11 protein-coding genes and 1 pseudogene are annotated in these 12,360 nt (G+C 64.1%); 5 read left to right on the top strand and 7 right to left on the bottom strand.

From position 1 onward, the window contains the following. Positions 1 to 77 precede the first annotated feature (77 nt). Positions 78 to 1,070 carry a hypothetical protein gene (locus GGD65_RS18710; protein ID WP_183236208.1) on the top strand — a complete coding sequence of 331 codons (993 nt, stop codon included), beginning with the start codon at positions 78 to 80 and terminating at the stop codon, positions 1,068 to 1,070. A 105-nt stretch (positions 1,071 to 1,175) separates the two neighbouring features. On the opposite strand, the pseudogene GGD65_RS40975 reads toward GGD65_RS18710, so the two are convergent. After that, positions 1,176 to 1,568, bottom strand: a pseudogene (locus GGD65_RS40975) (DUF6622 family protein); the annotation flags it as partial. 133 nt (positions 1,569 to 1,701) lie between these two features. On the opposite strand from GGD65_RS40975, the gene GGD65_RS18705 reads away from it, so the two are divergent. Both GGD65_RS18705 and GGD65_RS18700 read left to right on the top strand, forming a co-directional pair. Further along, complete coding sequence (locus tag GGD65_RS18705; protein ID WP_183236207.1) at positions 1,702 to 2,280, top strand: hypothetical protein; 579 nt, start codon at positions 1,702 to 1,704, stop codon at positions 2,278 to 2,280. Positions 2,281 to 2,464: 184 nt separating this feature from the next. Further along, the gene (locus GGD65_RS18700; RefSeq protein WP_018317823.1) at positions 2,465 to 2,851 is read left to right on the top strand and encodes a hypothetical protein; all 387 of its coding nucleotides are present in this window, start codon (positions 2,465 to 2,467) and stop codon (positions 2,849 to 2,851) included. A gap of 14 nt (positions 2,852 to 2,865) precedes the next feature. On the opposite strand, the gene GGD65_RS18695 is transcribed toward GGD65_RS18700, so the two are convergent. The 5 genes from GGD65_RS18695 to GGD65_RS18675 all read right to left on the bottom strand — a co-directional run bounded on the left by GGD65_RS18695 (position 2,866) and on the right by GGD65_RS18675 (position 10,120). Then, complete coding sequence (locus GGD65_RS18695; RefSeq protein WP_091956459.1) at positions 2,866 to 3,678, bottom strand: ABC transporter permease; 813 nt, start codon at positions 3,676 to 3,678, stop codon at positions 2,866 to 2,868. A gap of 4 nt (positions 3,679 to 3,682) precedes the next feature. After that, positions 3,683 to 4,597 (bottom strand): ABC transporter permease, encoded by a 915-nt coding sequence (locus GGD65_RS18690; protein ID WP_183236206.1) that lies wholly within the window; start codon positions 4,595 to 4,597, stop codon positions 3,683 to 3,685. Beyond that, positions 4,594 to 5,763, bottom strand: coding sequence for an ABC transporter ATP-binding protein (locus GGD65_RS18685; protein ID WP_183236205.1), 1,170 nt, complete (start codon positions 5,761 to 5,763; stop codon positions 4,594 to 4,596). The genes GGD65_RS18690 and GGD65_RS18685 overlap by 4 nt, the downstream gene beginning before the upstream one ends. A gap of 52 nt (positions 5,764 to 5,815) precedes the next feature. Continuing rightward, entirely contained in the window at positions 5,816 to 7,294 is a 1,479-nt protein-coding gene (locus GGD65_RS18680) for a glycerol-3-phosphate dehydrogenase (RefSeq protein ID WP_183236393.1), read from the bottom strand. A 138-nt stretch (positions 7,295 to 7,432) separates the two neighbouring features. After that, positions 7,433 to 10,120 carry an EAL domain-containing protein gene (locus GGD65_RS18675; RefSeq protein ID WP_183236204.1) on the bottom strand — a complete coding sequence of 896 codons (2,688 nt, stop codon included), beginning with the start codon at positions 10,118 to 10,120 and terminating at the stop codon, positions 7,433 to 7,435. A 202-nt stretch (positions 10,121 to 10,322) separates the two neighbouring features. Between GGD65_RS18675 and GGD65_RS18670 the strand changes: the two genes are divergently transcribed. Then, complete coding sequence (locus tag GGD65_RS18670) at positions 10,323 to 11,426, top strand: NAD(P)/FAD-dependent oxidoreductase (protein ID WP_179739049.1); 1,104 nt, start codon at positions 10,323 to 10,325, stop codon at positions 11,424 to 11,426. 174 nt (positions 11,427 to 11,600) lie between these two features. Here GGD65_RS18670 and GGD65_RS18665 read toward each other — a convergent pair whose 3' ends face one another. Next, the gene (locus tag GGD65_RS18665) at positions 11,601 to 11,780 is read right to left on the bottom strand and encodes a YdcH family protein (protein ID WP_026201910.1); all 180 of its coding nucleotides are present in this window, start codon (positions 11,778 to 11,780) and stop codon (positions 11,601 to 11,603) included. Positions 11,781 to 12,109: 329 nt separating this feature from the next. Between GGD65_RS18665 and GGD65_RS18660 the strand changes: the two genes are divergently transcribed. After that, on the top strand, positions 12,110 to 12,316 hold the full coding sequence (locus GGD65_RS18660; RefSeq protein ID WP_008546179.1) for a YdcH family protein: 207 nt from the start codon (positions 12,110 to 12,112) through the stop codon (positions 12,314 to 12,316). The last annotated feature ends 44 nt before the right edge of the window (positions 12,317 to 12,360 follow it).

The following is a 12,360-nucleotide window of genomic DNA, read 5'->3' as shown; positions in this document are numbered from 1 at the left end:
TTCGAGCGACAAGGTGGACAATTGCGGGTTGTCCACGCCTGCTCTAACCTCCGTGCCCCAATGCAGGGCACGGCATCATGCGCAGCAACGACGCGATCCATCTCGGCCTGATGCTGCTGGCGCTCGCGGCGGCCTATCTGATGCCGTTCGAGCTGTTGCTGCTGGCTTATGTCGTGCTCGGCCCGGCGCACTACTTCACCGAGATTTCATGGCTGCACGACCGCAGCTACTACCTGCCCCATCGCGGGATTGCGGCAGCCCTCGCAATCATCGCCGTGGTCGCGGCCCTGATCGACAACGCCTCCTGGTTCGGCTTTGCGATGTGGGGCGCGCTGATCGTCTGCGCCATGCTTGCGGCCACCACCTCGGCGATCGAGAGCATGTTGCTGTTCATGACGGCGATCGCACTGTCCGCGCTCATGTATTCGAGCGGATCCTCGCTCGCCGTGATCGGCATCCTGATTCCGACCTTGATCCACGTCTCGCTGTTCACGCTGATCTTCATGGTGCTCGGCGCGCACCGATCCGGCAGCCGCGTCCAGGCTGCGCTGGTGGCTGTCTACCTCGTCGCGATCGCTACGATTCTGCTGCTGCCGCCAACTGCTGAAATCCGGATCGCGAGCTTTGCCCGGGTCGGACAGGACTATTTCGGCAATGTCGGCCCGGCCCTCAGCCGGCTGTTCGGCGTGCCCGGCCTCGTCCTCGACACCAGGCTGACGAGCCTGCTCGCCTTCGTCTATACCTATCATTACCTCAACTGGTTCATCAAAGCCGACGTGATCCGCTGGACCGCGGTCCCGAAGGCGCGGCTGGCGGCGATGGCCGCCGCCAGCGCAGCTTCCACCGCGCTCTATTTCTACGACTACGCGTTCGGTTTCACCTTCCTGCTGGCGCTGAGCCTGATCCATATCCTGCTGGAATTTCCGCTCGACGCCCTGGCGCTGCGGCAGCTCGGGGCGGCGGCGCAGGGCGCATTGCGCGCGCGGTATGCCGCCCCCGTCGCAGCCACCGCAACGCGGCCGCGTCCCACAGGCACCAGAGGCTCGAAACGTCCGCCCCGGTCGCGCTGAGCATCCGAGGGTGCGTTTTCGTCGATAGGTCATCACCAGCGCGATCGTCGAGCCGATGAAGTAGCCGGCGGTCGCGCCCGAGATGGCGCGGCCGATGATGATTGCCAGTGCGCGGTCGCTCGCATCGATCACCGAGATCACGCCGACCGCATATTGCAGTGAGAACACGACAAGGTTGCGGATCAGGGCAAACGCGCTGCCCTGGCGGATGATCTCACCTGTCGTGTGATCGACCTCGAAAGGACGCGGCGTCAGCACGCCCAGCGGCAGCAGTGCCAGCGCGGCCGCGATCCACGCGATCAGCGGCCACGCGTTGCCCTGAGGCCCGAAGCCGATCCGAGACATCCCCCAGACGATGAACACGACCGGCAGGATCAGCGCGCGCCAGATCGGCGTCGTGCGTGGCTGCATCGACTGGATACCTTGCCAGACCAGATAGGCGAACAAGATCCAGACCCATGGCGGGGTATGGGCGGCGATAGCGAGCCAGCTCTTCATGAGACCTCCAGTCCTGCCGACCGGGCCGAGAAAGGCAAGAATCGGATTGACAACCTAAGTGTGCGCGCAGGATATTCTCTACTTATTGCCTGTGCCGCGTATTTTTCAATTCAATTGCCCGACGGATAGCAAAATGCTGCTACACCGACTGACGAGATTTGCCCTCATCGTGCTGATGCTTCTCTGCGGCGGCCTGGCTTGTGCGCAACAGCTTCCCGACAATCCGAGCCCCAGCGCCACCGCGACGCCCTCAGACGTCAGTCAAGATCAACGGATTACCAATCCGCCGCCGACGGGACAATCGCCCGCAAGCGTGGGGACCGGCAAGCCGACGCAGCAACAGGGTTACATCACCTACAAGACGCCTTATGAATTCTGGTTGACCGGCCTCGCCATCGCATTGGTGGTCACAATGGCAATCCTGCTGTGTGTAATGGCGGCGATCGGCAAACTCACACAGGAGTTCTATAAGGCCTTCCTACTTCTCGTCGTGGTTTTTGCCGCGTTGTTCTTGATCGTAGCCGGCTACACCGACACGCAGACCGCACCCGTATTCAGTCTCCTCGGCACGATCGTCGGGTATATTTTCGGCAAGTCGGCGGCCGGGGCGGCCGAAGAACCTCAGGGCCAACCGCCAGCCCTCAATGCTGCCAACGCGGCTCCTCCCAATCAAGCGGCACCGCCGGGCACCGCGACCGCACCTAGAGGTTAACGTTAGACAAGAGGGCATCGTCATGGACTGCTTACGCACCGCAGTAGCGACCGCCGGCCTTATTCTGATTTCGGCGCCCCAGTTGGCATCGGCTCAATCAGCCTCGCCTGGAAATCTTGGTTTGCGAGCCCCAAATCCGCAGACCGCGATCGAGAGAAACGCGATAAGGCCTGATCTGGCCCCGATGACTCCCTATGTGACCCAGATGCCGCTCCAAGTCCCCGGACTTGCGCCGGGCCACGTTCCAACAGCCACAGGGCTGGCTCCGAATGGCAATCAAGGTCTCACCGTTCCCGTCCGCTCGCTCGCCGAGCCGGTGGTCGCAGCAAACAGCGTCGGCTTTTACAACGACGCCGGTCAGCCACTCGGCTTCCAGTTCGTTGTCGGGGGAGTTTCACAAAAGATCGAGCTGGCGCCACGGCAGATCTTGACCGTACAAGCCGATGCAGCCGGCAGCGAGCTCAAGGCCATCATCGGAACGGGAAATACCGACTTCCAGACCGTGTTGGCGCGCGGCAAGCTATACATCTTACGCGCGGACGGAGCCAAGTGGGTGTTGGCTGCTTTTTGAGAAGCGGGCCCCGCTTACAGCGGCGCGGCGCTCTCGCCCTGCGAGCTCGACAGTTTTGAGGCAAGCGAAGCGATCACGATCACCACCGCGATCAGGGCGATCACCAGCGTGCAGATCGCGTTGATCTCGGGTTTCACGCCCAGCCTCACCTCGGAATAGATCCGGATCGGCAATGTCGCCGAGCCGGGGCCGGTGGTGAAGCTCGCGATCACGAGATCGTCCAGCGACAGCGTGAAGGCCAGCATCCAGCCTGCGACGATCGCGGGGGCGATCAGCGGCAGCGTCACCGAAAGAAAGGCGCGCACCGGGTCGCAGCCAAGGTCCATCGCCGCCTCCTCCAGCGAACGATCGAGCGAGCCGAGGCGGGACTGCACGACCACGGCGACGAAACACATCGTCAGCGTGGTATGGGCGATCGTCACGGTCCAGAAGCCGCGCTCGGCGTTCAGCGCCACGAACAGCAATAGCAGCGACAGCCCCGTGATCACCTCGGGCATCACCAGCGGCGCGTAGAGCATGCCGGAGAACAGCGTACGGCCTCGGAAGCGCTCGCCGCGCGACAAGGCGACCGCGGCGAGCGTGCCGAGCAGCGTGGCGATGGTCGCGGAGGAGACCGCCACGCGAAAACTCATCCAGGCCGCCTCGATCATGGCGCGGTCGTTGAAGAACTCGTGATACCAGCGCAGCGACCAGCCGCCCCACACCGTCACCAGCCGCGAGGCATTGAAGGAATAGATGACGAGGATGAGGATCGGCAAGTAAAGGAACGCCAGCCCCAGCGCGAGCGAGGCGACGTTGAAACGGGACAGGCGCGAGACCTTGCGCATCGCGTCAGCGGCCCTGTTCCAGCTGCCGCTTCTGGAGCCGCTCATACAGCAGCAGCGGTACAAGCAGCACCACCAGCAGCACGATGGCCGCTGCAGAGGCGACCGGCCAGTCCTTGTTGGTGAAGAATTCGAGCCACAGGGTCTGGCCGATCATCAGCGAATTGGAGCCGGCCAGAAGGTCCGGGATGACGAATTCGCCGACGATGGGAATGAAGCACAGCAGCACGCCGGCACCGACGCCGGGCAGCGACAGCGGGAAGGTGACGAGCCAGAACACCTGCCACGGCGGCGCGCCGAGATCGGAGGCCGCCTCCTCCAGCACCGGCTCCATCTTGGCGAGCGTGGCGTAGAGCGGCAGGATCATGAATGGCAAATAAGAATAGACGATGCCGATATACATCGCGCTGTCGGTGGAGAGCCAGACCACGGGCTGGCTGACCAGATGTAGCGCCAGCAGGATCTGGTTCAGCAGACCGTCGTGCTGGAGGATGTTGATCCAGGCATAGATGCGGATCAGGAACGAGGTCCAGAACGGCACGATCACCAGCACCATCGCCACCGCCTGCCAACTCTTCGGCAGCCGCGCCATGCCGTAGGCGATGGGATAGCCGATCAGCAGCAGCAGCGCAGTCGCGGTCAGAGCGACGGTGAGGCTGCGCACATAGGCGAACACATAGATGTCGTCGGAGACGAGCAGCCTGAAATTGTCGATCGACAGTGCGGCAAAGGCCGCCTTGAGCGCGTCCCACCCCGCCGTCGGGTCAAATACCGGCTCGTAAGGCGGCTGCGCGATCGCCGTCTGCGACAGGCTGATCTTGAGCACGAAGGCGAATGGCACCAGGAAGAACAGCGCCATCCAGACATAGGGCGCGATCGCGGCAAAGCGCGCCGGGCGCGCAAAGATGCGGCGGGAGCTCATGACGGCAGCACCACGCAATCATCCGGCGTGAACCAGGCGACGATTTGCTGGCCCACGCTATAGGCGTCGACATCCAGGCGGGCGCTGTTGGCGACCGAGGCCCGTACGATTCCGCCGGTATCGAGCTTCACTTTATAGGTCGTGGTGCCGCCGAGATAGCAGATGTCCGCGACCACGCCGTCCAGGCTGTTGATCGTGGTTTCACGACCGGCTTCGCTCACCGGGGCGCGGCGCGACAACTTGATCTTCTCGGGACGAATCGCGATCGAGAATCTTCCCGCACCGACCGGTTCGCGCGGCTCCGCCACCACCAACGTACCCGCATCACGCGTGCCAATGACCAGACGATGACCGTCGCGCAATTTCGTCTCGCCGTCGAACAGGTTGACGTCGCCGACAAACTCCGCGATCCAGCGCGAGCGCGGCGCTTCGTAGAGCTCGCGGGGCCTCGCGACCTGAGCGAGCTTGCCTGATTTCATCACGCCGATCCGGCTCGCCATCGTCATGGCTTCCTCCTGGTCGTGCGTGACGACGATGAAGGTCATGCCGAGCCGGCGCTGCAGCTCCATCAGCTCGCCTTGCGTATTCTCGCGCAGCTTCTTGTCGAGCGCTGCGAGCGGCTCGTCGAGCAGCAGCAGTTGCGGCCGGCGCGCCAGTGCGCGGGCAAGCGCCACGCGCTGGCGCTGGCCGCCGGAGAGCTGATCCGGCTTGCGCTTCTCGAGCCCTTCGAGCTTCACCAGGGCGACCATCTCGGCCACACGGGTGGCGATGTCGGCGCGTGCCATGCCGGCGCGCTTCAGGCCGAAGGCAATGTTGTCGCGCACCGACAGATGCGGAAACAACGCATAATTCTGGAACATCATATTGATCGGGCGCTCATGCGGCAGCGCCTGCGCGATGTCCTTATCACCAAGCAGGATGCGCCCCTCGTCCGGCGCCTCAAAGCCGGCGAGCATGCGCAGCAGCGTGGTCTTGCCGCAGCCGCTGGGCCCGAGCAGCGCGAAGAATTCGCCGGCCTTGATGTCGAGCGAGACGCCATCCACCGCGCGGAAAGTGCCAAAGGTTTTGACGACGCCCTCGATGCGCAGCAGCGGCCGGCCCGCCGCGGATGCGTCTCCATCGGCCGCACCTGTCGCGGCGTGCGTTTTGGGCAATTCGTCCGTCATGTTCCCTGCCAACCCCGATTCCGCCGCACGCTAGCGGCCGATCGGCTTTTGCTCAACCAATTAGCGGTGCATCTTTCACACCCGCCATGAACGCCGCCAGAGCGTCACGATCCGCCGCGGGCATGGTCAAGCCGAGCTTGGAGCGGCGCCAGAGGATATCGTCCGGAAAGCGCGCCCATTCGCTGGCCATCAGATAACGCACCTCGGCACCGGTCAGCTCGGGGCCGAACGCCGGGCCAAGTTCGTCGCGGGTCTTTGCCTCGCCTAGCACCGCGGACAACCGCGAGCCATAGGCTCCGACCAGACGGTGGGCTTCTGGCTCCGACAGAAAGCGCCAGCGGTCGCGCGCGAGGTCGACTTCGATGTCGAAACGGTCCCAGGCGAAATCTCCGCCGGGCAGCGCAGCTCCAGCAGTCCAGGGCGGCGACATCGGATAGAACGGCGTCAGCTTCGTCACCGCCCACTCCGCGCGCAGGCGCGAGGTGGTGACGTCGCCGCCGAACATCGTGAGCAGCGGCGCCTTGCGCCGGCGTGCATGGAACAGCATCGTGCCGTCGCGTCCGCGCACGGACGCCAGCGTCAGGTTGACGCCGGAGACCGTCCGGACCACGTCGGTCGGGGCGACGCGCTCACGAAAATAGCGGCTCGCCGCTTCGCAGAGATAGCCGACGTCGGCCCCCGGCATCGCCACAATTGCGGGATCGCCGGTGAAGGCGTGCGTGACCGTGCCGATCAGCGTGAAGTCGCGCTCGAAGGGCCGGGCAAAGATCAGCCGCCCATCATTGTTCTGAAAGACGTAGACGTTCTCGGAGTCGAACAGCTTGGGCACGATAATCTGGCTCATCTGCGTGGCCGCCATCGCGGGCTGCGGCTGCCGCAGCACGGTCTCAGCGACCATTGGCGTCCAGCCGCCGGTGGCGTTGGCCAGCGCTCGCGCCGTGACCGTGCGGCGGTGGCCACGATCGACCACCGCGAGCCGCCAAATGTCGGTTCTGTCGGCACGGACGCAACGCGCGCCGGTCCGGATCGCCGCGCCATGTTCAGCGGCATCCAGTGCCGTCAGCGCCACCAGGCGGGAGTCGTCGACAACGCAGTCCGAATATTCGAACGCTGTACCGAACGGGCGTTTCAGCGCGTTGCCGACCGGATGATGCGTGATGTCGATGGTCGCCGAGGGTGGCAGACCGCCCCGGTTCGTGAGACCGTCATAGACATAAAGGCCGACCCGCAGCAGCCATGGTGGACGCTCGTCGGCATGCGCGGGGATCACGAAGCGCATCGGCCGGACCAGATGCGGCGCGATCCGGAGCCAGGTCCGGCGCTCGGCCAGGGCCCGGCGCACCCGCCGGAACCGGCGCCGCTCCAGCACCGACAGATCGCCGTGGATCAGCCGCGGTGTTGCCGAGGAGGCCGCGCCGCCGAGATCGCCCTGCTCGAACAGGATGACCCGCAAGCCGCGGCCGGCCGCATCGCGCGCGAGGCTGACACCGTTCAGCCCGCCGCCGATGATCGCGAGATCGTAATCCGCCATGAAGCCGTCGAATGGGAGCAAAGCGCCCCATCATCACTAGAGCCATTTCCGTTCCGATGAAATCGGAACGGGGCTCTAGATTCTTATTCTGACGCTTTTTCTTGACGCGAACCGGTGTCCACTTCGCTCGAAAATGCTCTAACCGGTCTTGAGCGCAAGCTCCATGAGTTCAGCGCGGCCGACCAGCCCGGCATATTTCCCGATCGGCAGGGGCTTGCCGAGCAGATAGCCCTGCACGCCGTCACAGCCCTCCTTGGCGAGGAAGGCGAGTTGCTCGACCGTCTCGACGCCCTCGGCAATGATCGACATTTCGAGGCCGTGGCCGAGATCGATCACCGCGCGAACGATCGCAGCCGATTGCGGGTTGCGGCCGAGATTGATGATGAAGGCCCGGTCGATCTTGATCTTGTCGAACGGGAACGCCTGGAGGTAGCTCAGCGAGGAGTAACCGCTGCCGAAATCGTCCATGGAGATGCGCACGCCGAGCGCCTTCAGGCGGCGCAGCAGCGCAAGGCCCCGGTCGAAATCCTCGATCAGCACACCCTCGGTGATCTCCAGCTCGAGCCGGCCGGGTGCAAGGCCGGTCTCGATCAGGATCGAATGGACGAGGCCGACCACGTCGCCGTGCATGAACTGCGCCGGCGACAGATTGACCGCGACCTGAAGCGGCTTCGGCCAGGACGCCGCCTCGCGGCAGGCCTGGCGCAGGATCCACTCGCCCATCTCGACGATCAGACCGCTCTCCTCGGCGATCGGGATGAATTCAGCCGGCGAGACCTGGCCGCGCACCGGATGCTGCCAGCGCGCCAGCGCCTCGAAACCGATGATCTCGCTCTCGGCAACGCTGTGGCCGGCGACGCCCTGCGGCTGGAAGGCAAGCGAAAGCTCGCCGTTCTTGATCGCCACCGACAGGTCCTGGTGCAGCACGCGGCGGTCGCGGATCTGATGGTCCATCTCGGGCTGGTAGAGGCTGATCGTGCCGCGCGACTTCTGCTTGGCGCGGAACAGCGCCGCACCGGCATTGGCGAGCAGCGAGGCGCCATCGGCGCCGTTGTGCGGGAAGATCGACATGCCGGTGGTAACGCCGGCGCGGACTGCACGGCCGTCGATCTGGAAGTCCTTCGCGACGGCGTCGCCAATCTGCTGCGCCAGTGCAAGACCCGCGTCCGGCTGCTTGCCGTCGATGATCAGGCCGAATTCGTCGCCGGACAGGCGCGCCACCACGCCGCCACGGGCGGAGTCCTGGAGCCGCTGGGCCACCTCGATCAGGAGCTTGTCGCCGAGCGCATGACCGAAGACGTCGTTGACCTCCTTGAGGCCGTCGAGGTCGACGCAGAGGACCGCGAACTCCTCGCCGGTGCCTTCGCAGGCCTCGATCATCTGGGTCAGCGCCTGGAGGAAGGCGGCGCGGTTCGGCAGATCGGTGAGGCCGTCGTGATAGGCCATGTGCGCCATGCGCGACTCGGTCTGCCGGCGGTCGGTGACGTCCTCGTGGGTCTTGATCAGATATTGCGGCTCGCCGGTATCGCCGAGCACCGTGGCACGCCGGGTCAGGAACAGCCGCAGGCCGTCCTTGGTGGAGATCGGATGCTCCTCGGTGATCATCCCGCGTTTCTTGATCGCGGCCTCGTCGCGCGCGATGATCAGCTTGGCTTCCTTGGGGTTGAAGATGTCGGACGCGGTCAGGCCCGTGGCCTCCTCGCGCCGGCGGTTGAGGATCGTCTCCGCGCTGCGATTGGCGAGCAGATAGCGGCCGTCCTTCACCTGCTCGACGATCAGCGCCACCGGGATGTTGTCGACCACGAGCTCGAGGAACTTCTTGGTGCTCTCCAATTCCTGCGACAGCGACCGGCGGTCGGTGATGTCCTCGAACACCAGCAGCAGAAACTCGGGCTTGTTGCTCTCGTTGCGGACCACGATCCGGATCGAGGCGACCATGCGCCGCTCGCCGCCGCGGTCGACCTCGAATTCGTTGCGGAACTGGCCGTCCGGGGAGTTGAGCGCCGCCCGGTCGGTCGCCTCGATAATGGCTGCCGAGACCGGCGCAAACAGCTCACCTGCGTTCTTGCCGACGGCGTGATCCCGCGAGAACCCCCAGAATCGCTCATAGGCGCTGTTGGCGAAGATGTAGCAACCATCCTCGATGTTCTTCGCGGCCACGCAGGCCGGCACATGGTCCAGCACCGATTCCAGGAATTGCTTGGTGGAAGCGAGCTGTCGCGACAGCTTGCGCTGCTCGCTGACGTCCAGATGCGTCGCCACCGAGCCGCCGTTCGGCAGCACGAAAAACTTCACCAGGATGGCCCGGCCGTCGGGCAGCTCGGTGATCAGGCCGTTGTGGCTTGCCGCCTTCTCGTAGAACTCCTCGTCGGAGATGCCGCCAAGCACCCCGCGCTTGCGCCTGAGCTCGAGAAGCTCATGGCCGTCCATATTGGCCCAGAGTTCCGACCGCGTCAGGCCGTAGATCTCGAGATAGCGGTCGTTGCAGAAGATGATGCGGCGCTGCGCATCCGTCATCACCACGCCCTGATTGAGATTGTTCATGGCGGAGGAGACGAAGGCGTTGCGCCGCAACTGCAAGCGCCTGGTCCGGCGCAGCGAGGAATGGATCCACAGCACGATCGCGGCGAGGAACGCGCAGACGACGATGCCCGCGATCAGGACCTCCCAGACCACGTTGGGATCGAGCTGGCCGAGATAGCTCGGCGCGGCGAAGCTGTCCGACAGCGCAAAGGCGCGCGCAGGCGCAACCGTGCCGGCCAGGCACACAACGGCCTGCACAGCAATCGGAAGCGTGCTGCCCTCGTGCCAGTTCTTCTCAGCCATCAGCCACCCGCGATTTCAACGTCGGATTGTCTGGCTTCACGCGTTTGGATCGGGTAAACGCCTGTACGCGCAACAGAAAAATGTGACGTGAAATACGGCAATTGCCCTGACATGATAAATTCTTCCTTAACGGAGAATGGCCCCGCGGCATTCTCTCCAGTCCTGACGCCACCGGCGCTTCCAGCGGACATCCTGCACAACCATGGATAGGGTCGATTGCGTCGTCATCGGAGCCGGCGTGATCGGGCTCGCGGTGGCTCGAAAGCTTGCGCAGGCCGGGCGCGAGGTCATCGTGCTCGAGGAGGCCGAGGCGATCGGCACCATCACCTCCTCGCGCAACAGCGAGGTGATCCATGCCGGCATCTACTACCGCGCCGGGAGCTGGATGGCGCGCATGTGCGTCGACGGCAAGCACGCGCTCTACCGCTACTGCGCCGAGCGCGGCATCCCGCACAGGAATTGCGGCAAGCTGATCGTTGCGACCAGCCCGCAGGAGACCGCGAAGCTGCAATCGATCAAGGCGCATGCCGAGGCCAATGGCGTGCTCGACATGCAGCTGCTCACAGGCGAGGCGGCACGCGCGCTGGAGCCGGCGCTGGCCTGCGACGCCGCACTGCTGTCGCCCTCGACGGGCATCATCGACAGCCACGCCTACATGCTCTCGCTGCGCGGCGAAGCCGAGGAAGCCGGCGCGGCCTTCGCGTTTCACACCCCGCTGATCCGCGCCAAGGCGGCGAACGGCCTGATCGAGATCGACGCCGGCGGCGAGGCGCCAATGACGCTGCAATGCAGCCTCCTCGTCAACGCCGCGGGGCTCTCGGCGACGAATGTGGCGCGCAACATCGACGGCATGCCGCTGGACCGAATTCCACGGGCCTATCTCGCCAAGGGAAATTACTTCAGCTGCAATGCCAAGGCGCCATTCTCGCGCCTGATCTACCCGGTGCCCGAGCCCGGCGGGTTGGGAGTGCATCTGACGCTGGACATGGCAGGCCAGGCGCGCTTCGGCCCTGACGTCGAGTGGATCGAGACGATCGATTACGAGGTCGACCCGTCACGCGCCGAGCGGTTCTACCCGGCGATCCGCAAATACTGGCCGACGCTGCCTGACGGCGCGTTGATGCCGAGCTATTCGGGTATCCGGCCGAAGATCGTACCGCCCGCGGTGGCCACGCAGGACTTCCTGATGCAGGGCCCGCGCGATCACGGCGTCGCTGGCCTGATCAATCTGTTCGGCATCGAATCGCCGGGACTGACGTCATCGCTCGCGATCGCAGATCACGTCGCCGAGCTCGCAGACATCTGAAAGCGTTTTCGAGCGAAGCGGGTACCGGTTCGCGGCAAGACAACGCGTTCAGACAAAAACGAAACACCGCGCAAACTTCTTTGCACGGTGCGCACTTTGCTGCAGGGATGAGCGCAAAAGCTCTCACCCCTGCGGGATAAGGGTACGATCAACTCTACGCTGTTACGGGGGTCACTAGTGGAGCGTGTCGCCGTGCCTCAGACGCTCGATCTGGTCCTTGACCATCAACTTCCGGCGCTTCAACTCAACAATTTGCAGGTCGTCTGTTGAAAGGTGCACGAGAGCTTCGTGCAATTCGTTTTCGAGAAGTTTGTGCTTCCGCTCCAATTCAACGAGATGTGCCTGAATTGTCATTCGAAACCTCCTCGGTAGGGTTGAACCTCAGGATTCGATCCGGACAAGGAAGTGTACATCAGCGATTCGTTCTGTCGATGGGTAACCGTCGCCGCAGCTTCATTTTTGAAAATTCATATGTAACGAAGCGTGAGTAAAGGAACCGCGCGGGAAAAATCCATGATATCAATGCGCTTGCGCAGCGCCGCGGCGATCAGCGGAAATATGTCGCTGGAGATCGGCGAACGGTGGTCGCAGATCGCTTGCGATCACGCCGCGCAAGGACGATAATTTCCACAGGGCATCCACAGCCTTAATCCCACGCCTATCGGTTTTCGGCCACCGCAGACATGACCAATGAAGACGAGCGTGAGCTCGAAGCCGAGCTCACCCGGTTGCAGCAGGAACACCGAGATCTCGATGCGGCGATCGATGCACTGCATCAATCGCCCGCCCCCGACCTATTGCGGTTACAGCGCTTGAAGAAGCGCAAGCTGTTGTTACGAGACCGCATCGCGTTCATCGAAGACCAGATCACCCCCGACATCATCGCCTGACCTGCGAGCCGGCTTCCCTCGTGCGGATGAATCCGCTTGACTCG

The sequence above is a fragment of the Bradyrhizobium sp. CIR18 genome (genome assembly GCF_014198295.1).
Taxonomy (GTDB): Bacteria; Pseudomonadota; Alphaproteobacteria; order Rhizobiales; family Xanthobacteraceae; genus Bradyrhizobium.
Note: the sequence above shows the minus strand (reverse complement) of the source record. Positions and strands in the feature narration are given on the sequence as shown.

Excerpts from the sequence above, each read along its gene's own strand:
- GGD65_RS18710 (WP_183236208.1), top strand. The coding sequence starts at position 78 with ATGCGCAGCAACGACGCGATCCATCTCGGCCTGATGCTGCTGGCGCTC.
- GGD65_RS18705 (WP_183236207.1), top strand. The coding sequence starts at position 1,702 with ATGCTGCTACACCGACTGACGAGATTTGCCCTCATCGTGCTGATGCTT.
- GGD65_RS18700 (WP_018317823.1), top strand. The coding sequence starts at position 2,465 with ATGACTCCCTATGTGACCCAGATGCCGCTCCAAGTCCCCGGACTTGCG.
- GGD65_RS18695 (WP_091956459.1), bottom strand. The coding sequence starts at position 3,678 with ATGCGCAAGGTCTCGCGCCTGTCCCGTTTCAACGTCGCCTCGCTCGCG.
- GGD65_RS18690 (WP_183236206.1), bottom strand. The coding sequence starts at position 4,597 with ATGAGCTCCCGCCGCATCTTTGCGCGCCCGGCGCGCTTTGCCGCGATC.
- GGD65_RS18685 (WP_183236205.1), bottom strand. The coding sequence starts at position 5,763 with ATGACGGACGAATTGCCCAAAACGCACGCCGCGACAGGTGCGGCCGAT.
- GGD65_RS18680 (WP_183236393.1), bottom strand. The coding sequence starts at position 7,294 with ATGGCGGATTACGATCTCGCGATCATCGGCGGCGGGCTGAACGGTGTC.
- GGD65_RS18675 (WP_183236204.1), bottom strand. The coding sequence starts at position 10,120 with ATGGCTGAGAAGAACTGGCACGAGGGCAGCACGCTTCCGATTGCTGTG.
- GGD65_RS18670 (WP_179739049.1), top strand. The coding sequence starts at position 10,323 with ATGGATAGGGTCGATTGCGTCGTCATCGGAGCCGGCGTGATCGGGCTC.
- GGD65_RS18665 (WP_026201910.1), bottom strand. The coding sequence starts at position 11,780 with ATGACAATTCAGGCACATCTCGTTGAATTGGAGCGGAAGCACAAACTT.
- GGD65_RS18660 (WP_008546179.1), top strand. The coding sequence starts at position 12,110 with ATGACCAATGAAGACGAGCGTGAGCTCGAAGCCGAGCTCACCCGGTTG.